29 protein-coding genes and 1 other annotated feature are annotated in these 26,171 nt (G+C 39.4%); of the genes, 8 read left to right on the forward strand and 21 right to left on the reverse strand.

Features of this window, described 5'->3' with window-relative positions:
* Positions 1-67: 67 nt before the first annotated feature.
* From typA to AC6CHS_RS17315, 3 genes are all read right to left on the reverse strand, one after another.
* Complete coding sequence (gene typA / locus AC6CHS_RS17305; protein WP_498237980.1) at positions 68-1,897, reverse strand: translational GTPase TypA; 1,830 nt, start codon at positions 1,895-1,897, stop codon at positions 68-70.
* 138 nt (positions 1,898-2,035) lie between these two features.
* Positions 2,036-3,361 (reverse strand): sensor histidine kinase, encoded by a 1,326-nt coding sequence (locus tag AC6CHS_RS17310; RefSeq protein WP_498237981.1) that lies wholly within the window; start codon positions 3,359-3,361, stop codon positions 2,036-2,038.
* Positions 3,358-4,050: a response regulator transcription factor gene (locus AC6CHS_RS17315; protein WP_498237982.1), complete on the reverse strand. Its 693-nt coding sequence runs from the start codon at positions 4,048-4,050 to the stop codon at positions 3,358-3,360. The genes AC6CHS_RS17310 and AC6CHS_RS17315 overlap by 4 nt, the downstream gene beginning before the upstream one ends.
* A gap of 169 nt (positions 4,051-4,219) precedes the next feature.
* Here AC6CHS_RS17315 and AC6CHS_RS17320 point away from each other — a divergent pair, with 169 nt between their 5' ends.
* Positions 4,220-5,569, forward strand: a complete 1,350-nt coding sequence (locus AC6CHS_RS17320) for a S1C family serine protease (RefSeq protein ID WP_498237983.1) — start codon at positions 4,220-4,222, stop codon at positions 5,567-5,569.
* A gap of 215 nt (positions 5,570-5,784) precedes the next feature.
* Complete coding sequence (locus AC6CHS_RS17325) at positions 5,785-6,588, forward strand: zinc ribbon domain-containing protein (protein WP_498237984.1); 804 nt, start codon at positions 5,785-5,787, stop codon at positions 6,586-6,588.
* A 43-nt stretch (positions 6,589-6,631) separates the two neighbouring features.
* On the opposite strand, the gene AC6CHS_RS17330 is transcribed toward AC6CHS_RS17325, so the two are convergent.
* The 3 genes from AC6CHS_RS17330 to AC6CHS_RS17340 all read right to left on the reverse strand — a co-directional run bounded on the left by AC6CHS_RS17330 (position 6,632) and on the right by AC6CHS_RS17340 (position 8,096).
* Complete coding sequence (locus AC6CHS_RS17330) at positions 6,632-6,838, reverse strand: zinc ribbon domain-containing protein (RefSeq protein ID WP_498237985.1); 207 nt, start codon at positions 6,836-6,838, stop codon at positions 6,632-6,634.
* Between the two features lie 39 nt (positions 6,839-6,877).
* Positions 6,878-7,582: a TraR/DksA C4-type zinc finger protein gene (locus AC6CHS_RS17335; RefSeq protein ID WP_498237986.1), complete on the reverse strand. Its 705-nt coding sequence runs from the start codon at positions 7,580-7,582 to the stop codon at positions 6,878-6,880.
* Between the two features lie 67 nt (positions 7,583-7,649).
* Complete coding sequence (locus AC6CHS_RS17340; protein WP_498237987.1) at positions 7,650-8,096, reverse strand: GNAT family N-acetyltransferase; 447 nt, start codon at positions 8,094-8,096, stop codon at positions 7,650-7,652.
* Between the two features lie 96 nt (positions 8,097-8,192).
* Between AC6CHS_RS17340 and AC6CHS_RS17345 the strand changes: the two genes are divergently transcribed.
* Together AC6CHS_RS17345 and AC6CHS_RS17350 are read left to right on the forward strand one after the other, a co-directional pair.
* A complete protein-coding gene (locus AC6CHS_RS17345) occupies positions 8,193-9,128 on the forward strand; it encodes an aldo/keto reductase (RefSeq protein ID WP_058949330.1) in 936 nt (311 codons plus the stop codon).
* A gap of 131 nt (positions 9,129-9,259) precedes the next feature.
* A complete protein-coding gene (locus AC6CHS_RS17350; RefSeq protein ID WP_498237988.1) occupies positions 9,260-10,135 on the forward strand; it encodes an NAD(P)-dependent oxidoreductase in 876 nt (291 codons plus the stop codon).
* Positions 10,136-10,157: 22 nt separating this feature from the next.
* Here AC6CHS_RS17350 and yxiS read toward each other — a convergent pair whose 3' ends face one another.
* From yxiS to AC6CHS_RS17375, 5 genes are all read right to left on the reverse strand, one after another.
* Positions 10,158-10,466, reverse strand: a complete 309-nt coding sequence (gene yxiS, locus AC6CHS_RS17355) for a protein YxiS (protein WP_498237989.1) — start codon at positions 10,464-10,466, stop codon at positions 10,158-10,160.
* A gap of 11 nt (positions 10,467-10,477) precedes the next feature.
* Entirely contained in the window at positions 10,478-11,155 is a 678-nt protein-coding gene (locus AC6CHS_RS17360) for a class I SAM-dependent methyltransferase (RefSeq protein WP_498237990.1), read from the reverse strand.
* 129 nt (positions 11,156-11,284) lie between these two features.
* Positions 11,285-11,482, reverse strand: a complete 198-nt coding sequence (locus tag AC6CHS_RS17365) for a cold shock domain-containing protein (RefSeq protein WP_036577114.1) — start codon at positions 11,480-11,482, stop codon at positions 11,285-11,287.
* Positions 11,483-11,705: 223 nt separating this feature from the next.
* Positions 11,706-12,824 (reverse strand): 5,10-methylene-tetrahydrofolate dehydrogenase, encoded by a 1,119-nt coding sequence (locus AC6CHS_RS17370; protein WP_498237991.1) that lies wholly within the window; start codon positions 12,822-12,824, stop codon positions 11,706-11,708.
* Positions 12,821-13,993 carry a hypothetical protein gene (locus AC6CHS_RS17375; protein ID WP_498237992.1) on the reverse strand — a complete coding sequence of 391 codons (1,173 nt, stop codon included), beginning with the start codon at positions 13,991-13,993 and terminating at the stop codon, positions 12,821-12,823. The genes AC6CHS_RS17370 and AC6CHS_RS17375 overlap by 4 nt, the downstream gene beginning before the upstream one ends.
* A 248-nt stretch (positions 13,994-14,241) precedes the next feature.
* Here AC6CHS_RS17375 and trhO point away from each other — a divergent pair, with 248 nt between their 5' ends.
* On the forward strand, positions 14,242-15,210 hold the full coding sequence (gene trhO, locus AC6CHS_RS17380; RefSeq protein WP_498237993.1) for an oxygen-dependent tRNA uridine(34) hydroxylase TrhO: 969 nt from the start codon (positions 14,242-14,244) through the stop codon (positions 15,208-15,210).
* Between the two features lie 174 nt (positions 15,211-15,384).
* Positions 15,385-15,861, forward strand: coding sequence for a glutathione peroxidase (locus AC6CHS_RS17385; RefSeq protein WP_498237994.1), 477 nt, complete (start codon positions 15,385-15,387; stop codon positions 15,859-15,861).
* A 267-nt stretch (positions 15,862-16,128) separates the two neighbouring features.
* On the opposite strand, the gene AC6CHS_RS17390 is transcribed toward AC6CHS_RS17385, so the two are convergent.
* Genes AC6CHS_RS17390 through AC6CHS_RS17405 form a run of 4 tightly spaced genes read right to left on the reverse strand, consistent with a single transcriptional unit; the run spans position 16,129 to position 19,476 of the window.
* On the reverse strand, positions 16,129-16,851 hold the full coding sequence (locus AC6CHS_RS17390) for an amino acid ABC transporter ATP-binding protein (protein WP_498237995.1): 723 nt from the start codon (positions 16,849-16,851) through the stop codon (positions 16,129-16,131).
* A complete protein-coding gene (locus AC6CHS_RS17395) occupies positions 16,844-17,503 on the reverse strand; it encodes an amino acid ABC transporter permease (protein WP_498237996.1) in 660 nt (219 codons plus the stop codon). Before AC6CHS_RS17395 ends, AC6CHS_RS17390 begins: the two co-directional genes overlap by 8 nt.
* 30 nt (positions 17,504-17,533) lie before the next feature.
* A complete protein-coding gene (locus AC6CHS_RS17400) occupies positions 17,534-18,307 on the reverse strand; it encodes a basic amino acid ABC transporter substrate-binding protein (RefSeq protein WP_498237997.1) in 774 nt (257 codons plus the stop codon).
* Between the two features lie 11 nt (positions 18,308-18,318).
* Entirely contained in the window at positions 18,319-19,476 is a 1,158-nt protein-coding gene (locus tag AC6CHS_RS17405; RefSeq protein WP_498237998.1) for a M20 family metallopeptidase, read from the reverse strand.
* A gap of 311 nt (positions 19,477-19,787) precedes the next feature.
* Between AC6CHS_RS17405 and AC6CHS_RS17410 the strand changes: the two genes are divergently transcribed.
* On the forward strand, positions 19,788-20,213 hold the full coding sequence (locus tag AC6CHS_RS17410; protein WP_498237999.1) for an HIT family protein: 426 nt from the start codon (positions 19,788-19,790) through the stop codon (positions 20,211-20,213).
* Positions 20,214-20,307: 94 nt separating this feature from the next.
* Here AC6CHS_RS17410 and proS read toward each other — a convergent pair whose 3' ends face one another.
* From proS to AC6CHS_RS17440, 6 genes are all read right to left on the reverse strand, one after another.
* Positions 20,308-21,747, reverse strand: coding sequence for a proline--tRNA ligase (gene proS, locus AC6CHS_RS17415; RefSeq protein WP_498238000.1), 1,440 nt, complete (start codon positions 21,745-21,747; stop codon positions 20,308-20,310).
* Between the two features lie 60 nt (positions 21,748-21,807).
* Positions 21,808-22,027: a binding site (T-box leader), on the reverse strand.
* Positions 22,028-22,100: 73 nt separating this feature from the next.
* Positions 22,101-22,649, reverse strand: coding sequence for a GNAT family N-acetyltransferase (locus AC6CHS_RS17420; RefSeq protein ID WP_498238001.1), 549 nt, complete (start codon positions 22,647-22,649; stop codon positions 22,101-22,103).
* A 33-nt stretch (positions 22,650-22,682) separates the two neighbouring features.
* On the reverse strand, positions 22,683-23,234 hold the full coding sequence (locus AC6CHS_RS17425) for a cysteine hydrolase family protein (protein ID WP_498238002.1): 552 nt from the start codon (positions 23,232-23,234) through the stop codon (positions 22,683-22,685).
* Positions 23,231-24,079, reverse strand: coding sequence for a bifunctional hydroxymethylpyrimidine kinase/phosphomethylpyrimidine kinase (thiD, locus tag AC6CHS_RS17430; RefSeq protein ID WP_498238003.1), 849 nt, complete (start codon positions 24,077-24,079; stop codon positions 23,231-23,233). Before thiD ends, AC6CHS_RS17425 begins: the two co-directional genes overlap by 4 nt.
* Before the next feature lie 74 nt (positions 24,080-24,153).
* Entirely contained in the window at positions 24,154-24,639 is a 486-nt protein-coding gene (locus AC6CHS_RS17435; RefSeq protein WP_498238004.1) for a DUF456 domain-containing protein, read from the reverse strand.
* 15 nt (positions 24,640-24,654) lie between these two features.
* Positions 24,655-25,272, reverse strand: a complete 618-nt coding sequence (locus AC6CHS_RS17440; protein ID WP_498238005.1) for a glycerol-3-phosphate acyltransferase — start codon at positions 25,270-25,272, stop codon at positions 24,655-24,657.
* Between the two features lie 308 nt (positions 25,273-25,580).
* On the opposite strand from AC6CHS_RS17440, the gene AC6CHS_RS17445 reads away from it, so the two are divergent.
* Positions 25,581-26,159 (forward strand): M15 family metallopeptidase, encoded by a 579-nt coding sequence (locus tag AC6CHS_RS17445; protein ID WP_498238006.1) that lies wholly within the window; start codon positions 25,581-25,583, stop codon positions 26,157-26,159.
* Positions 26,160-26,171: the final 12 nt, after the last annotated feature.

Raw genomic sequence — 26,171 nt, forward strand, 5'->3', positions numbered from 1 at the left:
CGGGTAATTCTAATAATAACAATCAAAAAATAGGGAACCCACGCATAACATGGATTCCCTACTCAAATTAGACTGTTTTTGATTTTTTCGATGCTTTTTCCCGCTCGTTTTTATTAAGGATTTTTTTCCTTAAACGAATGGATTCTGGCGTTACTTCACAGTACTCATCATCTGCCAAGTACTCAATTGCTTCCTCAAGAGACATTTTTCTTGTTTTCCTGATAGTAGAAGTTTGATCCTTATTAGATGAACGTACGTTTGTTAAGTGCTTTTCTTTTGTAATGTTAACAGTCAGATCGTTTTCACGGTTGTGTTCTCCGACAATCATACCAGCATATATTTCTGTACCAGGTTCTACGAAAATCACACCACGATCTTCCAGTTGCATAATACCGTAAGTGGAAGCTTTTCCGTTTTCCAGGCCAACTAATACACCTTCACGACGTCCACCGACTTGCCCTTTAATAACTGGCTCGTACGTATCAAACGTATGGTTGATGATACCATAACCACGTGTCTGGGTCATGAATTCTGTAGCATAACCGATCAATCCACGAGAAGGCACTTTGAACTCAAGGCGGACTTGGCCAGTACCATGGTTTACCATATCTAGCATTTCGCCTTTACGCTCTCCAAGTGATTCCATAATTGCACCTGTATATTCCTCTGGCACGTCTACTTGCACACGCTCTACAGGCTCACAACGTACACCATCAATTTCCTTGATGATTACCTGTGGTTTAGAAAGCTGTAGCTCGTAACCTTCACGACGCATATTCTCTATCAAGATGGATAGATGTAATTCTCCTCTACCTGATACAATCCAAGCATCCGGAGAATCTGTTGGATCTACACGTAGACTAACATCCGTTTCCAATTGCTTCAATAGACGCTCTTCAATTCTACGTGACGTAATATATTTACCCTCACGTCCAGCAAACGGACTATTGTTTACTACGAACGTCATTTGCAATGTTGGCTCATCAATTCGTAGCCATGGTAGTGCTTCAACATGATCCTGTGGGCAAATGGTTTCCCCGATATTGATATCTTCCATTCCAGCAATCGCAACAATATCTCCTGCAATCGCTTCTTGGATTTCAATACGTTTTAGACCAATAAAGCCGAAAAGCTTACTAATACGGAATGACTTCTGTGAGCCATCCTCTTTTAAGACAACCACTTGTTGACCAACGCTGATTTTACCACGAACTACGCGTCCAACCCCGATACGACCAACATAGTCATTATAATCCAATAATGTTACTTGGAACTGTAAAGGCTCGTCTTTCGTATCAGCAGGTGCTGGAATATGATCTAAAATAGTAGTAAAAACAGGATCCATTGTTTCTTCTTGGGATTCTGGTTCAAGACCAGATGTACCATTTAATGCAGAAGCATAAACAACTGGGAATTCAAGCTGCTCATCATCTGCACCAAGCTCAATGAATAGGTCCAATACTTCATCTACCACTTCTGAAGGGCGGGCATTTGGGCGATCGATCTTGTTAAGCACAACAATCGGCGTTAGCTTCTGCTCAAGTGCCTTTTTCAGTACGAATCTAGTTTGTGGCATGGTTCCTTCATAAGCATCTACAACGAGTGCCACACCATCTACCATTTTCATAATTCGTTCTACTTCTCCACCGAAGTCTGCGTGTCCAGGTGTATCTAAAATATTAATAGATGTATCTTTATATTTAATCGCAGTATTTTTCGCCAAGATAGTAATTCCACGTTCTCTTTCAATATCTCCTGAGTCCATTGCTCTTTCATTGACTTGTTCGTTTTCACGGAAAGTTCCTGAGTATTTCAGTAACTGATCAACCAGTGTTGTTTTTCCGTGGTCAACGTGGGCAATGATCGCAATATTACGAATATCTTCTCTTAATTGCATAAAAGTACGCTCCTCTTTAAATTAGAGTTGATTCAAACTATACGATTATACCATAAAACCATAGGTATATTAAAGTTTTTTCAAAAAATTAACGAAAAATGTACAAAGGCGTCGAGTGCCAGCTTAAAAGGTAACTTACTATCCCTTAAAAATCATCTCAAATTTCGCTCCACCCAGTTCCGATTTATGGACAGCTATTTTTCCATTTGATTGTTCAATAATTGCTCTAGCAATTGCTAATCCTAATCCAGTTTCCCCAGTTTTACCTTTTACAAACCGGTGAAAAATATGTGGCATTAATTCCTCAGCCACCCCTTCACCATCATCTTCTATTAAAATATGGGTGTTGTTTTCCTGCTTCTGCACTTGTATGGAGACGGTCGAATTAGCATGACGAATAGCATTAAATACCAGGTTCAAGAGGGCGCGTAAGAGTTTTTCCTCGTCTGCATAAAGGACAATATTTGCCTCTACCTCTTGTTTAAAGTGTATTTTTTTGTCATTAACAATCGGTAAGGCACGATCCACAACTTGCTCTATCAAATCGTCTACCAACACTTTATCTTTATTGTATACTTCCGTATCACTGTCCAGCTTTGCAAGTAAGATCATCTCATTAATAATTTTCTTCAGTCTTTTTACCTCTGTAACCATCACTTCAAGACCTTTGTCTTGATCATTTTCATCAAAAATACCATCTCTGATACCTTCTGCGTATCCTTGTATTGTCATTAACGGTGTTTTCAATTCATGGCTGGCATTTTGAAAGAATGTTTGCTGTGACCTAATGTATTGCTTCAATTCATTTGCCATTTCATAGACACTTTGCTCTACTTCTTTAATTTCCCCTGTTGCTTTAATACGGTTGATGTCATCAAACTGTCTATTCTCCACCTTTTTCAACTGTCTTTTTAGTTGGGAAAGTGGTGTAACAAGTTTATTGGTTAAAAAATAACTAAGAAGTATGGCAGCTGCTGCCCCAATGAGAAAAACAATCAGCAGTCGGAAGATAAACTGCTGTTGCACTTCCTGCAAATCATCTAAAGGTGTTAGCAATATAAGCTGGTCGCCATTGCTTTCAGGGGTTATGATGATACGAGAAGTTACATAACGGGCATTTTTATATTCCCACAGCGCTTCATCACGGGCAGAAAAGTCATTATTCTCAAACAAGCCCTTTACGATTTTGCTTGGAATAGTTGAGTACGGTATGACATTGTTATGTTCATTGTACATAATGAGTTGGAGGTTCTGCTCATTCAAAAAATTACTGAGCCCCGCATTACTGATCGCTCCGGACTCGTTAATTAATTCGGCTAATATCTCTCCATTTTGTTTAAGTTGACGTTGTTCATCCTCAATTAGCATATCAAGAATAAGGGAATAAATGATATACCCCGTGACAGCCAATATCACGAGCAATAAGGCAGTAAAGGCAGCATTTAGCTGTGATTGCAGTTTCATTCTGTTTCCTCATCATCACGTAATCGGTAACCATAACCCCAAACCGTCTCTAGTGGTAGATTAGGTAGTTTCTTTCGTATTCGTTTTATTAAATCATCTACGGCTCTGTCACTACCAAAATAATCGTCTCCCCAGACCCTTACTAACAGGTCTTCTCTAGAAAAAGCACGATTGACATTTTCCGTTAAAAACACTAGCATGTCATATTCCTTCGTTGTTACATCAAGCTCATTTCCATTATAAAAAATTCGCCGTTCACTTTTATATATTTCCATATGATGTGTTTTGATAATGACCTTGTCTTCATTTCCCACATTTATCCGTGGTGCAGAGCGCTTAAACAATCGCTTGATACGCGCTACTAATTCTCTCGGGCTAAATGGTTTTGTTAAATAGTCATCACCACCAAGCTCGAGACCAAGAATTTTGTCAATTTCATCATCTTTTGCAGAAATAATGATAATCGGTACTTCGCTTTCATTGCGGATTTTTTTACAAAACTCGTACCCATCCATTCCTGGGAGCATAATATCCAATATCCACATATCTGGCTTACGGTTTTCCCAAATCTCCCATGCCTTCTCAGCAGAATCTGAAAGTGAAACTTCAAAGCCCTCTTTTTTCAAGTATGCCGTAACAATATTTTGGATATTCGGATCATCTTCCACAACCCCTATATGATAGTTCATACACGCTCACCTTTTCGATTTAATGTCATTACTTCTATTTTTACATAAGACCTAACCGTTGAACAAGCTATCACTTTTACACATTTCTACCACATTTATACCAAATGTTTCCCAAAACCTGTGGGTATACTCAACTTATAGATCGAAATCAACGAAAGGGTGATAATCAATGGACCAAGACAAATATAATACAAATCATCAAGGAGAACCGGAAAGGAATGAAACCCAGGAAATATCTGAACGGAACCTGGAACAAGACAGTGGGACAGAAAACGATGATTATCTTACGCAACAAGAGCATACAGTTCATCATGAATCTACGCCAGCGGAACAGCGGTCTGAAAATGGCAAACCAACTAAAAGCAAAAGCGGACTACACTTCATACTTGGTGGTTTATCAGGAGGAATTGTATCTGTTGCTCTAATCATTGCCCTTATTATGACAAATATTATTCCAATAAATACAAGTTCTTCGGTTTCAGGAGGGGATGGCGCTAACTCTTCCTCAACTCCGGATATTGTGCAAACACTAGCATCGGATGACGCAACCCTTTCTTCCAGTATTGAAGAAACAGCGAAGGCCGTAGTTGGTGTTAGCAATATGCAGCAACAAAACGTTTGGACAGATAGCCAAGAAGCTGGAACTGGATCGGGGATTGTATATAAGAAGGAAAATGGTAAAGCATATGTTGTTACAAATCAACATGTTGTGGAAGGCGCCGAAGAGGTCGAAGTTGTGTTAGATGACGAAGAACACATTAATGCAACAGTACTCGGTACTGACGCCTTAACAGATTTAGCAGTACTTGAGGTAGATGGAGAAAAAATTGATACAGTGGCGAGTATCGGCAGCTCTGAGGACCTTACAGTAGGTGAAACGGTTGTTGCCATCGGTAACCCTTTAGGGATTGAATTCGCTAATACGATTACCAAAGGAATTGTCAGTGGACTAAACCGTTCTGTAAGCATGGATACAAATGGGGACCAACAAGCAGACTGGGTAACAGAAGTAATCCAAACTGACGCTGCTATTAATCCTGGTAATAGTGGTGGAGCGCTCGTTAATGGAAATGGAGAAGTAATTGGAATTAATTCCATGAAGATTGCCCGTGAAGAGGTAGAGGGAATTAGCTTTGCAATACCAATGGACACAGCACTACCTATTATGGATCAATTAGAGCAGAACGGGGAGATTGAACGTCCGCTTATCGGTATTAGCACTGCTTCCTTGAGCCAGGTTCCTGCCCAATTTCGGAGTGAGATTGAGCTTCCTGAAAAAGTAGATGGCGGCATGGTCATTGCAGACGTACAAGCTGGATCCTCTGCAGAATCAGCAGGTCTACAAAGATTTGATGTCATCACACAAATTAATGGGAATGCAATCACTTCCATTTTAGAGCTAAGAAAATTCCTGTACTCCGACGCTGCAGTTGGGGATACAGTTGAAATAGAGTACTATCGTGACGGAGAACAAAAAACTGCTGAGGTTACCTTGCAAGCAGGAGAAACAGAACAATAAACGTCACGTGAAATTCTTTAGAAGGGGGGACTATCCTCCCTTCTTTTTTTGGTTTTTTCACATTATACTTATATAGGGTGCGTACATTTCTTCTAATATTGATCTGCGGGAAGTTTAATTCGTTTTGATGTATTAATATTTTCCAACAAAAACAGGATTTACACCTTTTTTGTCGAATGCATGTAAGTATCCAAATAATAAGAAGGAGTGATTTTATGATTTGTCCAAATTGTGGACAGCAAACGGAAGAAGGAAAGTTTTGCACGAATTGTGGTGCGCCGTTGCCTGTGGAAAATAATGCAGCTACTCAGGAACCTGTAAACACTGATCCTACCTTAGAGCAGGAAAGCAATGTTGGTGAACCGAGCCAGCCACTAGCATCAGGACAGCAGCAAAACCAGAGTCAATCGAATGATTTTATGGAAACAGTAAAAAGAGAGACTTCGCAGTTTGGGTCGTTCTTTGTAAAACTTTTGAAAAAGCCTAGCGAAGGACAGAACGTCACAAGCAGCCAATTGATTTCAGGTATTATAACTATCGTCATTTTTTCCCTGCTAATCTCCCTTGGATCGTACATAATCTCAAGTAGCATTGGTTCTTATTTCATGCGGGTTTCCTTTGTTGACAGCTTTCTGTTACCACTTATCCAGTTTTTAGTTTTGTTCGGTGTTATAGCAGCCATTACATTTGCTGGTGTGAAGATCGGCGGGCAATCCTTATCATTTACAGATGTTGTAGCGAAGACCGGGGCATATTCGGTGCCGTTTTTAGTTTTAACCGTCTTAGGCTCTTTGCTTGCACTTATTGAGATCCCTCTTTCGGGGAACATTCTTCTAATTGGTTTGATAGGGCCAATTCTTTTAGTACCAACTCTTATCTTACTTGAAAGACCCGCTCCAGCATTTGATCGAATTTACTTGCTAATCGGTATTTACTTTGTAACCTTACTAGCCTCTGGTTACCTTTTAGCTAATATAGTGGATACCTTACTTGGTGGCATGATGGGCAGCTTGTTCTAAATGAGATGAAAAAAGCGGACCTTTCCAAAAGGTCCGCTTTTTGCTATCCAAAAAATAAATCAATTACATTACTGCCACTTGAACTTTTCTTATTATAAAATTCGGAGTATCCGCAGTTTTTACAGTACACAACAAGAAATTGATTATGCTGCATATCAAACATTTTGGATAGGCCAGTCCCTGTCATGGCAACTTCCTTCGAATCTGCATCAGCACTCCCGCATTTAATACAACCCGTTTGTTCACTCATCTTCTCCACTCCCTCTAATTAATAATACGGAAGTATGGACTATATGGTTTCATCATCACTATCACTTTCCACTGAATCGAGATTCTTTTCATAACGATTGTGGTTATAGGTAACCCCTTCAAACTTTCCATCAATATCTGCGGCGAGAAACTCTTCTACATTTTCTGCAGAACCTACAAGTTCATCACTGTTCGGATACATTGCATCATAATCCTCATGATCCCCATAAAAATCAGAAGTTGTTTCGGAAGTGCCGTATCTGCTTACTTCCTGCCAACTGTCTTCCGCATCATAGGAGACCTGGTTTTCCTCTGTTTCTTCATCTGGGTTAATGTTTGGGCTAAAGACCTCTTCTTCTACAGTACGGTCTTCTTCAAAGATTACATTATTTCCGGCATGCTCCATACAGCGGTCTGCAGTTGGCAGAGCCGCTAACCTTTCAAAGGGAATATCTGCGCCACATTGGCTACATATGCCATATGTCCCTTCCTCTATCGCATGCAAGGCCTTATTAATATCTTCAAGCTCTGTTTCAGCAAGCTCGTTCAAGGCAATATCCTTTTCTCTTTCAAAAAGTTCTGTCCCCATATCACCAGGGTGGTTATCATAATTGGAAAGTTCACTCACCGATTCCTTCGCCAATTCAAGTGTTGTACCAAAATGATCCTGTATATGATTTATCAGTTCATTCTGCCTTTGCACCAAGTCTGCTTTACATTGTAATAGTTGCTCTTTGGTGATCATATGGATCCTCCTCTAATTGCTTTAACTATGTAGGTATACTATGTGCAAAACAATCGAGGGTGATTCTTTATTTCGACTCCCAAATCATGTCAATATGTAAAATCCCATCATCCAAATATGGCTCTGTCATTTGCTTAAACCCGAGTGATTGGTAAAACGCTTTTAAATATTCTTGGGCCTGAATCTTAATCCTAGATTCTTTCCATTCTTCCGTGATAAATTGCAAAGCTCTTTCCATCACGTTTCTCGCATAGCCCTTGCCACGGAATTTATTGACCACCATTACTCTTCCAATCGAGGCTTCTGTGTATTTGTTACCTGCAGGAATAATACGTACCAGCGCAGCGACATCCCCTTCTTCTTCTAAATATAAGTGGATGCTTTCCTGGTCCAAATTATCTAATTCCGGATAGGCGCAGTTTTGCTCGACGACAAATACGTCCGTTCTTGCTTTCAAAAGTTTATATAGTTCAGTAGTCGTTAGTTCAGAAAATGCTTTTGTATGCCAGTTCATTTCTTTTCCTTCCTTTGCTTTTTTCCTTATACTATTATATGCAGGGGTTATCGTAAAGGATAATTCACAACGCTTAAGAAGGAGAGGATATTTCCCATGGAACACAAGACGAAAATAGGACAAACAGAGCTGACAGTTAATCCGATTGGCTTAGGGACAAACGCTGTTGGTGGACACAATATTTATCCGAATCTTGACGAAGAGGCAGGCAAAGAATTAGTTAAAACAGCCATTGAAAATGGTATGAACTTTTTGGATACTGCTTTCATTTATGGTCCAGAACGTTCAGAAGAACTTGTTGGACAAGTTATTAAAGAAACGGGTAAACGTCAGGAAGTAGTACTTGCAACCAAGGGTGCGCACAAATTTGTTGGAAAGGATATCGTTTTCGATAATTCACCCGCTTTTTTAAAGCAATCTGTGGAAGATAGTCTTAAACGCCTTCAAACAGATTATATTGATTTATTTTATATCCACTTCCCAGATGAAGAAACTCCTAAGGATGAAGCGGTTGGTGCATTAAAAGAACTGAAAGATCAGGGTAAAATAAAAGCAATCGGTGTATCTAATTTTTCTCTTGATCAACTAAAAGAGGCTAATAAAGACGGCTATGTGGATGTACTTCAGGGAGAATATAATCTTCTGAACAGAACTGCAGAAACCGAATATTTCCCTTATACAACAGAAAACAACATTTCCTTTGTACCCTATTTCCCGTTTGCTTCTGGTTTACTTGCAGGGAAATACGATAAAAACACTACCTTTGAGGATGGCCGTGCTAAGGCTCCAAACTTCCAAGGTGAAACATTCCTTCGTAATCTGGAAAAGGTGGAAAAGGTACGTAAAATAGCTAATAATAAAAATGTCGAGGTCGCACATGTCGTGCTAGCGTGGTATTTAACAAGGGATGCTATTGACGTGGTTATTCCTGGCGCAAAACGTGCTAATCAAGTATTAAATAACCTACAGACACTCAATGTGGAATTGACCACTGAAGAAATGAATGAGATCGATAATATATTCAAAAGTTAACAAGTATTAGGGAGGTATACACACATTGTATACCTCCTTTTTATGCTATACTTTTTAAAAAGAAACACTCGAGGGTACATAAAGAAATAGGACAAATAAGCACATGAAATTCAATTAGGAGGCGTGAAATAATGGATATTAAGGAACAGCGAATTGGGTTTATTGGAACAGGAGTTATGGGAAGCAGCATGGTTGAAAATCTAATGCAAGATGGGTTTTCCGTAACGGTCTACACCCGGACAAAAGAAAAAGCACTTCCATTATTGGAACTAGGCGCAGAGTGGGCAGACTCTGTAAAAGATCTTGCTACCTCTAACCATATTATCATCACCATTGTTGGCTATCCTCAGGATGTTGAAGAGGTTTATCTCGGCAAAGATGGATTGCTCGCACATGCTAATCCTGGAAGCTACCTAATTGACATGACAACATCAAAACCTGCATTAGCTAAAGAAATTTACGATCGCGCAAAAGAAAAAGGTATCCAAGCATTAGATGCCCCTGTATCCGGGGGGGATATTGGTGCTAAAAATGGTGCACTAGCCATTATGGCTGGTGGTGATGAAGAAGCATTTACTACAGTACTTCCTGTATTGGAGGCAATGGGAGAAAATATTATTCTACAGGGTGAAGCAGGCGCTGGACAGCATACAAAGTTAAGTAATCAAATTGCGATTGCTTCAAACATGATTGGGGTATGTGAAGCGATTGTCTATGCAAAAAAAGCAGGGCTAGATCCATCTAGGGTGCTTGACACCATTACAACGGGTGCCGCAGGGAGTTTCTCTTTGTCAAAATTAGCACCAAGAATGATTGCTGGCGATGATGCACCGGGATTTTATGTAAAGCACTTTATCAAGGATATGACCCTTGCATTAGAATCTGCTAAGGAGCTTGGCATGGAGACCCCAGGGTTGGCTCTTTCACTTAAGCTTTACAAAGAGCTAGCAGAAAAAGGTGAAAATGATAGTGGTACTCAGGCACTTATAAAACTATTCGAACAATAAGAGGTAAAAGATGGAGAACAGATTATTTCTGTTCTCTCTTTTGTTTATCCAATTCACTTTGGACAATAAAGGCTAAGTCATCATTGCCGAACAACTGTAGCACCTGTAACACCGTATGTGTTGGTATTTCTTCAGACTCTTTCTTCGGTACCGTAAGCTCCATTGCTTCCGCTAAGGATGGGTTATGTAGCTGATTCGGATAGGCTTTAACATATAACGTTTCGGGATCTAAATCATTATTGATACACCATTGTGCATAGATTAAGATCATCATTTTTTCATCACTTTGGTAACTTTTTATTACCTGATCTTCCATTTCCTTTTTATCCATTGTAATCCTCCTTACTTCTTAAAGAGATACACCCACATGAAGGATAGTGCTTGTTTTAGGTCCAGTGGCATGTTCTCTACCTTCGTTGGTTTCACTTCTTTTTTATAAACTCCAATGTCATCAATATGTTGAAGATTTACCTGCATTGCCAGCTTTTTAAGTTCCCATGGCATCATGGTGTTGCATATTGCGTTTTCACCATATAACCTGGGAAAACTGTTCACACGTGGCCCAGCCGTTGGTCCCAAAATACCAACGCAAAGGTATCCTCCCTCTTTTGTAACTCGATTCATTTCCTTTAATGCATGGAATGGATTCTCAGTCCATTCTAAAACATTAACGGCCATGATTGCATCAAATGAATTTGTCGGGAAGGGTAAATCATTTACATCCGCTTTTTGAAAGACGATTTCACGCTGTGGCGCCGTCTTTTTAGCATGTGTGATCATTTCAACGGAAAGGTCGACACCCGTCACGCTATAACCTGCCTTGTTTAGCAAATAGGAGCCATATCCATCCCCACCCCCAACGTCCAGTAAATCGCTTCCCTTTTTAATATGTCGTTGTATAAAAGGAAGAATAGTCTTTCTGCTGCCTGTTTCCCACATGTTCCTGCTACGTTCATGCCAAAAGTCGGCCCGGCTATCCCATTCTACTTCAGCCGTTTCTTTCCAGTTAAAACTTTCCATGCTCTTCCCCCTTTTTTTCGGTCATTCCTATTAGTCCGTTAGCTGCTTTAACTTTCCTGATAGCCATTACTCTATGGTACAAAAAAAGGTTTATCTCACGGATGAGATAAACCTTTTTGTAATTAACTATTATAGGCGAACAACGTTAGCTGCTTGCGGTCCGCGGTTACCTTCAACGATTTCAAATTCAACGTCTTGACCTTCTTCAAGAGTTTTGAAACCTTCTGATTGGATAGCTGAGAAATGTACGAATACATCGTCTCCGTCTTCGCGCTCGATGAAACCGAAGCCTTTTTCTGCGTTAAACCATTTTACTTTACCAGTCATTAAAATGACCTCCTTATACAAAATATCGTGCAAAGTAATTGAATCATAAATACTTTTACACCACTTTGATAAAGAGATCGTAAAGTATTATTCAAACTTCAATTTCCTTTTGCTAATATCCACTTTAACCTTTTCTAGATTAAAAAGCAAGTAATTAGAGATGTTATTTTCAAAAAAACTTCTGGTTGTTTATTCCCTGAGCGACTTGATAGTAAGCGTTTCCCTATTTTTTAGAGTTTATCTCATCATACCTTCGCTTTTGTCGATATCCATACGTTATATCACGGACTAATTCTTCATTTTCCAGACTTGCGCCAATTGCGCCAACAATCGTTGAAATTGAAGTTGCAGTCCAAGCTAATCGAAGGAAGTATAGAAACGTAAACTCTTCTTCTAGATTTATGGAAAACACATACACGTCAGGCGGTATTACAATAACGATTGCAATAAGAAACAATAAGAATAAAACGGCGTAATAACTTAACACAGATATAAGTAATGTGAGGACTGTAGTTTGATTATATATTCGTCTTAGTTTAGTATCTGATCGCGTAGCCGAGCCTTCCCAAAGATTATGTGCAGTAATAATCCAGAATACCATTAATACAACAGCCGCTACATTTAGCCCCAAGAGCCTGTATGTGCTAAGAAGATAGCTTAATTCCCATATTGTAGTAAAGATGAGACCAAAAATACCTGTAGAAAAAGCAATAGCAATTATTCTTTTAAAAGAAGGCATTATGCTCATCGGTTGATTTGCTTGTGTCATTCCCATTAGCAAACGTAATATCCCTAGTTTTTTGGGAAATACAATATAGCGCGCTTCTTTTCCCACATGATCATCATCGGAGCTGAGTCGTTTTACCCGACTAACCGGAAATTGCTTCTGAAGTACAACCTCAGGGTCTGATTTCTCTATCTCATCAATTTTATCAGAATTGCCTTTATAATAATAAATCTCCCTAATTATTTGAATGATGGATTTCTCGATTCGTCTCTTGGTTGGCAGCCAGCCAAATACAGGAATGGATAATTGTGCAACAGCATGGTGCAGACTAATATCTGCTCCCACAATGTTTTTATTGTGAAATAGAGGGAGGTCCGTTAAACAAACTGCATAATCCCAACCCTGCGCTTTCTTTATTTCAATTGCTTTCTCTAATATTTCACCTACTGTCTCCGCTGCTCCAGTAAGCGGATCTATAATAAACTCCATTTCCCATGAAACATCTTTTCCGATTAGTTTTTGAAGATGGTGAGGAACCTTTTCAATATACTTTTTCCCGATAGCTGCAGGTAGCTCTGGAGCAGCAATTAATCCAACTACAATTTTCTTTGTCATTGGTTGCACCTCTTTTCAGGTTCAGTATCCTCATTCTTATCCTCTTCGTTTTCTTCCTCACCTATTTCATAATAGCGTTGCTGTTGGCGAAAAGAGTAGGTAACATTGCGAATTCTTTCCTCTCTCTCTAACCCCGTACCTATCGCTCCAACAAGTGTTCCGAATGAAGTGACCAACCAGACTAGCTTCAAATAATAAACAAAAGACGGTGAACCTTCAACTTGGGTCCTTATTTGAAATAATTCAGGGGGAACGAGAAGGGATATAGCCGCAAGAAACATAATAAACAGAACAATGTAATTTAGAGACACAATACTTGTTAGTGTTAAAAATGTCGTACGATTATATAAATCCCGCCAACGCTTCTTTCCATGTTGTGATGGTTTTTCCCACAGATCATGGGAAAAAATAATCCACGTTACCATTCCCAATATAGACAAGAGAGACAAGAAAACTAGTCTAAGCGGAGAGTAGGCTACACTAAGCACCCAAGGGTTTGGGAAAATGGAAATATAGGCACCGGATGCAAAAGAGAGCATCGTTATCTTTTTAAACGAAAGTAATGCGTCCCACGGCCGGTTGGCAAACGTCATGCCAAACAGTATACGCAAATATCCGATGACTCGAGAGTGGATTATATAGCGAAAATCTAACTGCTCTTCCGGTGATGCATTTAACCTCCTCACACGAGAGAAGAAAAACTGTCTACCTATATTTTTAGCAGCATCTTCCCCATTTTCTAGTGTGTGTTCTTCTGGCGAAACTCGTTCACTGGAATTGTGATATAGTTCTTTCATCAACTCAATCATGATAACGCGAATCCTTTTATGCATTGGCATGACACCAAATGCAGGAATAGATACCTGTCCCACCTTATGGTCCAAATTCGCATTACCTACAACTATCTTTTTCTTAAAGAAAATCGGGATATCTGTTAGACAAATTACATACTCCCAGTTTTTATCCTTTTTTATATTGTTTGCTTTATCTAGCACTTCCTTCGTTTCTTCCGCAACTCCGACAAGTGTATCTATTGTCGTCTCTACTTCCCAGCTTGTTTCGTTATCAATCACTTCAGAAAAATTGTCTGGCAATTCTTTACACAATTCTTCTGCTATATATGCTGGAAGATTTGGGGCAGAAACCAATCCCACACGTACTTTCGCCATTATTCCCACCTCCATCGTACTTATTATGTAAGATACCTGGCTTTCTTTATTTACCCTTTTCTTACTATGAGAAACACGAATCCTATAATGGAATTAATTTGTTAAAAGGGGTAATACACTTAACCTACGTTACGGACTAGAAAAAGAAATTCAAACGTGATAAAATAATGTCTTGCAAGATTATAAAATAGAATAACGACTACCAAACATTTATATCTTGCAAATATGAATGATAGGTGGTAATCAACATGGAGAATTTAAATTATCAAGTATTACTTTATTATCAGTATGTACCAATCGACGATCCTGAATCCTTCGCTACAGAGCATCTACAGTTCTGTAAAGAGCTTGAGCTAAAAGGAAGAATCCTTGTAGCAGCGGAAGGAATAAATGGAACGGTATCTGGTACAATAGAACAAACAGAAAAATATATGGAAGCAATGCACAATGATCCACGCTTTGCTGACATGGTGTTTAAAATCGACGAACATGATGGTCATGCCTTCAAAAAAATGCATGTACGCCCGCGGGAAGAAATTGTGTCTCTTCGTCTTGAAGATGACATTAACCCTTTGGAAACAACAGGTAACTATCTTTCTCCAAAGGAATTCTTTGAAGCAATGCAAGAGGAAGATACCGTGGTGATCGATGCTCGAAATGATTATGAATATGATCTAGGACATTTTCGCGGTGCTATCCGACCGGAAATTGAAACATTTCGCGAGCTTCCGGATTGGATTAAGGAAAATAAAGAACAATTTAAAGACAAGAAAGTGCTAACCTATTGTACAGGCGGAATCCGTTGCGAAAAATTCTCCGGATGGTTGCTTGAGGAAGGCTTTGAAGACGTAAGCCAACTACACGGCGGCATCGTAAGCTATGGAAAAGATCCAGAAGTACAAGGAGAACTATGGGACGGACAATGCTATGTATTCGATAACCGTATTTCTGTGCCAATCAATCGAAAAGAACACGTTGTAGTCGGCGTAGATTATTTCGATGGACAGCCATGCGAACGTTACGTAAACTGTGCAAATCCTGAATGTAATCAACAAATACTCTGCTCTGAAGAAAATGAGCATAAATATATGCGTGGCTGTACTCATGAATGTCGGGTAAGCCCACGAAACTTGTATGTAGAAGAACATGGTTTAAGCGAACAAGAAGTAGAAGAAAGACTTACTGCTATCGGCGAATCCCTTAAGCAAAAAGCTTAATATAACCATTCATAAAAAAGGACGGCCTAGATGGGTCGTCTTTTTTCACGTTAGGAAAATATAAAATTTTAACTAGGAGGCAAACCTGATTTTTTCTAACTTTATTTCGAAAAGCGTTTGTTTGGACAGGCTACAGAACCATTGCTATTCTTTTACTAAGGAGGCTTGCTTATTATGAGTGTATATGAATTCAAAGCTGAAACAATTAACGGAAATGAAATTTCATTATCACAGTACGAAGGAAAAGTTCTCTTAATCGTTAACACTGCAAGCAAGTGCGGCTTTACTTCTCAGCTAGAGGGGTTGCAAAAGCTTTATGATACGTACAATCAACAAGGACTTGAAATCTTAGGTTTTCCATGCAATCAATTTAACAGCCAGGATCCTGGATCAAATGAAGAGATTGCTGAATTTTGTCAGCTAAACTATGGGGTTACCTTTCCAATGTTCAGCAAGGTTGATGTTAAAGGAAAAAACGCACATCCACTTTTCAGCTATTTAACCGAGGAAGCAAAAGGCCTACTAACGAAACAAATCAAGTGGAATTTCACTAAGTTTTTAGTTGGCAAAGATGGGCAGGTTTTAGAGCGTTTTGCACCACAAACGAAGCCAGAAGAACTCGAAAAGGCAATCCAATACGCGTTAAAATAAAGTAAAACTTCAGACAGTGGGGGTTTTTGTTCTTCCCCCACTGTTTGTTAGTTGCACGAATCGGGGTGTTAGCGTCCGTTTACTCCCACTAAAAACTTCACGGTTTCACTTCATGTTTTGAAGTGGGAGTCTTACGGACGGTTGCTCCGGGATAAATATTAAACTAGACCTAATAAAAAAGCCGCGTAGACTCGATACTCCGTTTAAAAGTTTCGATCCCACGTGGCTTTTGCTTTCCTGACTACTCTATTCTACATCAAAGGCTTTTTACAATACTTTATCTAGAAAGTCTCTTGCTCTGGAAGACTTCGGATCATGGAAAAAGTCTTTCGGTTTTCCTTCCTCCACTAGCTTTCCTTGGTCTAGGAATAATACACGGTCTGCTACTTCTTTAGCGAAGTTCATTTCGTGTGTCACGATCACCATCGTAATCCCTGTATCAGCCAAATCTTTAATAACATCAAGCACTTCTTTCACCATTTCCGGATCAAGTGCTGAAGTAGGTTCATCAAACAACATTACTTCCGGTTCCATCGCCAACGCTCTCGCAATTGCTACCCGTTGTTTTTGTCCACCTGATAAGTGATTCGGATAGGCATTTTCTTTGTCTGTCAGCCCAACCTTTGCTAAGAGCTTTTTCGCATTTTCCACAGCCGTTGACTTGTCTATGCCCTTTACCTTTTGCGGTGCATAAATAACGTTCTCAAGCACGGTCATATGTGGAAAAAGATGAAAGTGTTGAAATACCATCCCAATATTTTTTCTAATTTCCAGCTTATTAATTTTAGGAGATGTGATCTCGTTTCCGTTCATAAATATCTCACCTGAAGTTGGAACCTCTAAAAGATTTAAACAACGCAGGAATGTTGATTTACCAGAACCTGAAGGTCCAATAATGGTTACCACTTCACCTTGTTGAACAGTAGTGGATATCTCTTCAAGGACCATATTCTTTCCAAACACTTTTGTAATCTTTTCAGCTTTAATCACTTTGACGAAGCCTCCGTTCCACTAAACTTCCTGCCACCGTAAGAATATAAACCATCACCCAGTAAATAAGGCCTGCTAAAATTAGTGGCTCAAAATTCCGGTAAATATCGGAGCCCACAATTTGCGCCCTCCGCATTAAATCCAAGTACCCGATTGTGGAGACGAGGGCGGACTCTTTTGTTAAGGTTATAAACTCGTTCATCATGGCTGGTAAAATATTTTTGAATGCCTGCGGAAGAATAATGTTCAACATCATTGGCTTATAAGGCACTCCTAAGGCCTCGGCTGCTTCTGTTTGCCCCCGATCCACCGCCTGGATTCCACCTCTTATAATCTCTGAAATATAAGCTGCAGAATTTAGCCCAAATGTGAGTACAGCTGATAAAAATGCCGAGATATCATAGCCAGTGAGCTGTGGAACAGCAAAATAAATAATCATTAATTGCAAAATAAGTGGGGTTCCACGAAACACTGATGTATAAAATACAGCAAATCCCTTTAAAAATGGTACTTTCGTTATTTTACATAATGCGAGTAATGTACCAAGCACAAAACCCATTACAATTGATATACTTACAAATTTTAATGTAGCCCCAATTCCCTCTAGTATAAAAGGAATATAAGGCACAATTTGGCTGAAATCCAAATTCATGCCTTAACACCTCAATTCTCTGCTGTATTTTTATTCCATGTCAGAGAGCCATTTCTCTTCAAGCTCCTGTATCTTTCCTTCTTCTTCAAGCTTTTCAAGTACTTCATTTACTTCTGTTACCATTTCACTACCTTTTGGAAAAGCAATTCCCATACCTGGAGAGCTTGTCGTCGGATCATCAAAGCCCATGAGTCCTTGCTCTTTTATAAACCCAGTTGCCACCGTTTTATCCATATAGCCAGCATCAATTCGGTTGGAATTAAGTTCCTGAATAATCAATCCTGCATCATCTACCTTTTTCACTTCAAAACCATATTCCTCACTAAGGGTTTCTGCACCTTCCTCTTGAATGGTACCGAGCTGAACACCAATGGTTTTACCTTTCAAATCTTCAAGACTTTCAATTGCAGAATCAGATGGTGTAACAAACATTTCGCCAGAATGATGGTATGGGGTGGAGAAGTCTACATTCTTCTTCCGTTCATCAGTTGAACTCATACCTGACATCACCATATCTACTCGATCTGCCTGCAAGGCACCAATTAATCCGTCAAACTTCATATCTTCAATATCCAATTCATAGCCTAGCTCTTCTGCTATTAAATGCGCTAAATCTATATCAAACCCTTCAAAGTTTCCCTCGTTATCCCGAGATTCAAATGGAGGAAAATCTGCCGACGTTGCCATTTTTAATACCTTTTTGTCTTGCTCCGAACTTCCTGAAGCTTCATCTGATGTCCCACAAGCCGCAAGTCCCCCTGCAACTAGCATAATAAATAGTATAATTCCAATTGTCTTTTTCATATTTTCTCCCCCTATTTTCCTTTAAATTCCTGTTGCATCGATTGATAAAGTGCTTTGTCTGTTAAGAGGTCATATCCTGTAAAGGCTAGTGATAGTGCACCATCAGCCAAGGTTTGATGCCCCTCTTTTGTTATTGTTTTATCTGCGAATTCCTGCGTATGGGCGATTAGCCCTTCTTTACCAAATCCAATATATGGGTGAATTGCCGGTACAACTTGACTAACATTCCCCATATCAATAGATCCATAGCTTTGTTTTGCTGGTAAAACAGGTCCTTCACTAACTTGCTGCAAGTTTTTGTTGAATGCATCTGACAATGCTTTGTTTGTGAGCATATTGTCATAGCTTAGTTCATAATTGGAAATCTCCAAAGTGGCGCCTGTCATGATCGCTGCCCCTTTTGCGATGTTATGAACCATTTCTACAACCTCATTTAAATAATCTCTTTCTTTCGCTCGTACGTAAAATTGGGCTACAGCAGAATCGGGTACAACATTTGCTGCCTGTCCTCCCTCGGAAATGATGCCATGAATTCGCACATCAGAAGTAACATGCTCACGTAAGGCGTTTATTCCGTTAAATAGTTGAATGACACTATCCAAGGCATTTATCCCCTTTTCTGGAGAAGCTGCTGCATGAGAGGATTTTCCTGTATAAGCGAACTGAATAGCGTCCATTGCTAAGGAATCTCCACTTGAGTATGAAAGATCGCTTGGATGTACGATCATCGCTGCATCAATGTCTGAAAAGATTCCCTCGTCACTCATTGGAACTTTTGCGCCATTCGTTTCCTCAGCAGGTGTGCCAAGCACAACGACACTTCCGCCAATTTGGTTAATCTGTTTACTAAGTATTACCGCAGCTCCCACACTCATTGTCCCGATTAAATTATGTCCACATCCATGGCCCACCCCAGGCAGTGCATCATACTCTGCTAAATAAGCTATTTTAAATCCAGGTTTTTCTCCTTCATAAGTAGCTTTAAATGCGGTTGGTCTTCCAACTAAGCCTGTTTCTACACGAAATCCCTGTTGCTTAAGATAGTTTGTTAATAGTTTCATTGATTCAAATTCCTGATCCCCCAGTTCAGGATTATAATAAAGATGATCACTCATTTTCTGTAAGTCTTGTTTTATATAATCAAGTTCTTTAGTCAAGTCCTCTTTCATGTTTATCCCCCGCTGTATGTTTTTGTATATTTATTAATCTATGTGTATATTTATACCATAATAATGTATAAAAATTCAATAGTTTTTTATAAATAATATAATTATTTTTATTGAAAACCTTTACAGATAAAGGCTTAATAGGGTTTATCAATGATTGGGAGACCTTTTTCAAAATAATAATATAGTGAATATTCTTTTGAATTTCTTGCTTTAAGGTATATAGTGTGAAGAGGATTCATTTAACTGTTTGGTATAATTACATGCAAGCGCAGTCTGTTCTAAAAGGCTATGGGTGTTGAGGAGGAATAGGATTGAATTGTTTAGGCTGTAAACTTGCAAATAAAAAAGAAGATACTTCGATAGTTTTTGAGGATACGTATGTATGCTGTGTTCTCGATCACAGTCCTTATAATGAGGGACATGTTTTGATTTTACCTAAGGCTCACTTTCGATTTTTTGATGAACTGGATGAACATACTGCAGCCTCTTTAGTTGAAGCTACAAAAAAAGTTTCTAAAGTGATCAGAGAATTATACCGTCCTGACGGAATTACTATCTGCCAAAATAGCGGGGCATTTGACGAACTTACGCATTTTCACATGCATGTTTTTCCAAGATATGAAGGACAAAACTTTGCAGAATTCTATATTGAAGATGAAGCGAATTATATTGAGGATAGAAGCAAATTAGAAGCGGTGAAAAAGAAAATGGAGAAAACATTATTGGAACTAACCTAAAAATAAAAGTCGAATGATCATCCAAAGCCTTAGTACCAGCTTTAGAATTCATTCGACTTTTAAATTAATTTTAAAAGGCTTTCGTTAACTATTTTTAATATGCTTTTGCCCAATAAACCATTTCTTTAGCTTCTTTACCACAGCATACGCAAGTCTCTGCTACTGTTTCTTGGTCAAACGGAATACAACGTGAAGTAGCCGTTGTTTCTTCCTTGATTTTCTCTTCACACGCAACATCTCCGCACCACATTGCTTTGATGAAGCCTGGTTTTTCTTCTAGCACTTGTTTAAATTCATCCATCGTTTTAGCAATAGACGTTTTTTCTTCACGATGCGTTTGTGCTTTTGTATATAGGTTCTGTTGAATTTCTTCCAACAGTATAGGTAAGCGACTTTCCAGTTCACTTAGAGGAATGAACTCTTTTTCGCCTGTATCTCGACGAGCAAGTACTACTTGCTCTTTTTCAATATCTTTTGGTCCCATTTCAATACGTACAGGGATTCCCTTCATTTCATACTCATTAAATTTCCAGCCAGGCATTTTATCACTTGCATCAATATCAACACGCACAAGATCCTTCAAGCGATCACGTAAATCGTATGCTTTATCTAATACCCCTTCTTTGTGTTGGGCAATTGGTACGATCATAGCCTGTGTTGGAGCCACTTTTGGTGGGATAACTAACCCACGATTGTCACCATGAACCATGATAAGAGCACCCATAATTCTGGTGGACAGTCCCCAAGAAGTTTGGTGTACGAATTGGCTCTCTCCATTTTCATCTAAATACGTAATGTCAAAGGCCTCTGCAAAACCAGTCCCGAAGTGATGGGAAGTACCGGATTGTAACGCTTTTCCATCATGCATCATTGCTTCAATCGTCAAGGTGTAATTGGCACCGGCAAATTTTTCTTTATCGGTTTTACGTCCCTTTAATACAGGGATGGCCAGATATTTTTCTGCAATATCAGCATATACTCCAAGCATGCGATTTGTTTCTTGTGCTGCATCCTCGTCTGTAGCATGTGCCGTATGCCCTTCCTGCCAATGGAATTCTGAGGAACGCAAGAATGGTCTTGTTGTTTTTTCCCAACGCACCACATTTGCCCATTGATTATAAAGCTTTGGCAGGTCTCGATAGGAATGAATATTTTTTGAGTAATAGTCACAGAAAAGCACTTCGGAAGTTGGACGAACAGCAATTCGCTCTTGTAATTCGTCATCACCGCCATGTGTTACCCAGGCTACTTCTGGTGCAAATCCTTCTACATGATCCTTTTCTTTTTGCAAAAGACTTTCTGGAATAAAGAGTGGGAACGCGACATTAGAATGTCCTGTCTCTTTAAACTTTTTGTCCAGCTCATCTCGCACATTTTCCCAAATAGCGTAACCATATGGTTTGATGATCATTGTGCCGCGAACTTGACCATAATCAACCAAGTCTGCCTGTTTCACAACATCTGTATACCATTGTGCGAAATCATCTTCCATTGCTGTTATTTTTTCCACAAACTGCTTGTTCTTTTTACCCAAGCCTAACACCTCTTTATATAAAGATATTTTAAATATTGAACACAAAAAATCCTCCATCCGAAAAGGGACCGAGGTTATGGTGGTACCACCCTTGTTTGCACCCATACTACTGATGCACACTTAAATGTATAACGGCATGACCCGCGCTCATTTTACGGTTTAAACCTTCCAATGGCGAACTCAGGAGGCAGGTTCTAATCTGTGTCAGTAGGAATTCACAGCGCCATTCCCTCTCTTGTACAGACAAACAAATTATACTAATCCTCGTCAACGTTTCGTATATATCCCTAAATATAAAGGGATATGCTTGTAAAGTCAAGGTGAGAAGACACTCTCCTCTCACCCCTTCACATTTATGAGTTTAATGTTGGTGAGGGAGTCTCTTTTTCATATAAGGAAAAAGAGTCACCTTCCGCATGCCCCTGTCCCATATAATTAAACCCTACGTGCTTATAAAAATCGTTCAAAACAGTATTATCCGCGATACAGTCGAGTCGAAGCGTTGCCTTCCCCTTTAAATTTTCATCAAGCCACAACAGAAGATCTTTTCCTATTCCTTTTCCCGTATAGTGGTTATGGACGGCAAGGCGATGAATGTAATAAGCATTATCCTCTCTCGCTCCCCAAAGTTGAGCATCCCAATCGTTTTGTTTATTTGTGAGATTAAAGGTAGCAACAACTCTATCACTATCTGTCACGATATAGGTAACACCGCGTTTAATGGAATTAATAATCTCCGCATCTTCTCCACCATCAAGTAAGAACTCCCATTGATTTAATCCATTCTCTTGCAAGCGAGTGGCGACACCTTTTAGTAATTCCGTTACTGCTACCGCATCAGAAGGCGCGGCTTGCTTTACCGTAAAAGAGTTAAACTGTTTCTTTAAAAATAATGATTCCATCTCTATTCTTCCTCCTATATGGGACAAACTTTTCTATATAACGCTTGCTCCAAGAGTGTTTTCAAAATGGCCAAGCGCCCATTCATGGCCAGCTTGATTAAAGCTAGCCACCGCATCCTTATGAACTACGATCTTGAACCCTTTGTTATAGGCATCCACAGCTGTATGTAACACACAAATGTCAGTACATACTCCAATAATATGTACTTCCTCAATGTTCCGCTCACGAAGTTTTAATTCCAAGTCTGTTCCTGCAAAAGCACTATACCTTGTTTTATCCCGATAATAAACATTATCTTTATTCTTATGTTGCTGATAAAGCTCTGCTAAGCTTCCATAAAGATTCCTGCCAGAGGTTCCTATAATATTATGGGGCGGAAAAAGCTTGGCTTCAGGATGTGATGCATCCCCTTCATGATGAGCATCAATTGCTAGCACCACATAATCTCCCGCCGTAATAAACTCTTCTGTTAAGCTTACAATGTTATCCTCTATAGCTTGACCCGGATTGCCGCATGTTAACTTCCCATCCTCTGCGACAAAATCGTATGTGTAATCTACATTAATTAAAGCGCGTTTACTCATTTGGCTTCCCCCTGATTAACATGATAGGTTTTTATTTTGCTAGCTTCTCCATATTTCCTCTCGGCCGCATGGTAAGTTGGACCAACGATATCTGTATAGGAAAAACCATATTCAATCGCTCTCGTAACAAAACTTTTTGCTTTTTTGACAGACTCATAAACGGAAAAACCTTTTGCTAAAAATGCTGTAATGGCTGCGGAATATGTACAGCCTGCACCACTTGTATTGGCGGTTTCCATACGCGGGGCCTCAAACAATGTCATTTTCTTCCCGTCGTAAAGGACATCGATGGCAGGACCGTCCAGTCTCCCCCCTTTTACAAGAACATTTTGACAACCAAGGTTATAAAGGTCTACCGCTGCCTGCTTTAGTTCCTCCACAGACGTAATACTTCGTCCATCTAATAGTAAAGATGCCTCTGGTACGTTCGGCGTAATAATAGTCGCCATTGGAATCATTTTTTCCTTGAGTGCATGAATTGCTTTATCCTCAAGCAGCTTCGAATTCATCTTTCCTACCATTACCGGATCAACAACTAAATAGTTAATGTCTGCTTGCTCCACTAATCCAGACACATTCTCTATTATCTCTTCGGAAAAGAGCATTCCTATTTTTACTCCTTCCACACCCACCTGCTCGATAGCAGTTGCAAACTGTGCTTCAATGGCCTCTATTGTCTGGAGATGAACATTTTTCTTTGTCTTGGGATGCCTGGAAACAATCGCTGTAAGTACGCTCATTCCGTAGGCATCTAATTCTTGAAATGTTTTCAAATCTGCCTGAATCCCTGCACTTCCTCCTGCAGCAGATCCGGCAATGGTCATCACTCTAGCTGGTAGTTTCATTAAAAAAACCCTTTCTATCTTACTTTAGAAAGCACCAATATTTAGCGCGAATAATCGGCGCTCTCCTCTTTTCTTTAGAATATCACAACGATTATAAACCAGATAATCATAACGAGCTGTAATACAACTTTGGCTACTGCTCCTCCTAAAAAGCCGATTAAGGATCCTACAGATGCAAGCAGTGCTTCCTGTGCTGTTCTCTTTTGAATCATTTCAATAATAAACACAGCAGCAAACGGGATGATAATGATACCAAACGGTGGAATAATAAACGATCCAATGATAACTGCAATCGCCGCTCCCCGCTCCCCCCATTTACTACCACCATATTTTTTCACAAAATAACTATTGGCTATAATATCTGAAACAATAAGCACAACCGTTAAAACAATCATTACCGTCCAAAAAACAGCATTAAGCTCGTTGCTATTTAACACGAAATGATAAAGCAAAAATCCACCCCATATTACAAGCACAGAGGGGACAATTGGGAAAATAATGCCTACGAAACTTAGTATAAACAATACGCTAATAGCGATCCAAATGATAATATCTAGCATAAGTTCCTCCAGTAATTATTTTTTACGAAACATACTTGAAAGCTTCGTCTCTTCTTTTCTCCATATACGTTTATAATTTTCCATATGTTTCATAATACTCAACAAAGATAAGAACAAGACGATCATGGTTGGTTCCACACCGAAAAATAAGTATGTTGTCACGAGAAATGACAGGTACATAAACAGTACTCCAACAACAAGGTAATCTGTCGTAAAGGTAAATAGAAACAATATGGCAATCCCTATCACGGCAATTTTCCAATCAATCGCCAGTAGTCCGCCAACGAGGCTGGCTGTCCCTTTTCCTCCACTAAACTTCATCGTGATAGGATAGTTATGCCCTACAATTACAAAGAGTGCCGTGACATAAACGAGTAAAATCTGAGCATCGCCATTAACACCGCTCTCTCTTATGATAAATAAAGCTAGCATTATTGCTGCTGTTGCTTTAAAAATATCAATTAACGCAACAAGAATACCGTATTTCCAACCAAGTAAAATTGTTGTATTGGAAGCCCCAGCATTCTTAACGCCACTATTTTTTATATCGACTTTCTTCATCCTGCTAACCACCTGGGAACCGTGGATACAGCCGAAAATATAACCCAGTAAACTAACAATGAAGGTTAACATACGCAATCCTCCTTTATCCCGGTGGAACCGTCCGTAAAACCCCTACTTTAAAACTTAAAGTGAAACTGTAATGTTTAAGTGGTAGTAATGGACGCTAACACCCCGATTCGTTCAACTAACAATCAGTCGGGAAGGACGAAAACGCCCACTGATTGAAGTTTCACTTTATTGGCCTTATTATAACGTAAATAATATAAAGAAAGAACATGAAATTTGCTCAATAATCCTCCCTCTCCAACAGCATAATGCCCTCTTTATTTGTTAGAATAAGATAAGAACTAGAAATATAGGTTGAGGGGAATAACAGCATGCGGCAGACATCTAGCATACTTAGTACGTGGCTTATTATTATCCTATTCTTCGTATTGCTTTTTACATTATATAACCAACAAAACAAAAAATATGATGACAAAGGAAAGGATGCATCCATTCCAACAGAGCTTCACCCTATTGTTGAAGAGCATAAAAACAAGCTAGTGAAAGAGGCTGGGAATATAGGGATAGATTTGATTATCACGGAAACCATTCGAACCTACGATGAGCAGAACGCACTTTATGAACAAGGGCGAACGACAGAGGGAAACATTGTTACACACGCACAAGGAGGAGAATCCTATCATAATTATGGATTGGCCATCGATTATGCCCTCTCCGATCAGGATGGGAACCTTATCTGGGACCTTAACTATGATGGAAATGGAAATGGTGACTCTGACTGGTTCGAGGTTGCAGATATAGCAAAGGATCTCGGCTTTGAATGGGGAGGGGACTGGGAGAACTTCAAAGATTATCCACACCTTCAAATGACGTTTGGCCTTTCAATAAGAGATCTTCAGAATGGGTTAAGACCAAAGACTGAACAGGAAGTCGAGGAAGTAGACAATTAATTCAGTGAGGAT

The organism is Oceanobacillus sp. GQ8, from assembly GCF_059758495.1.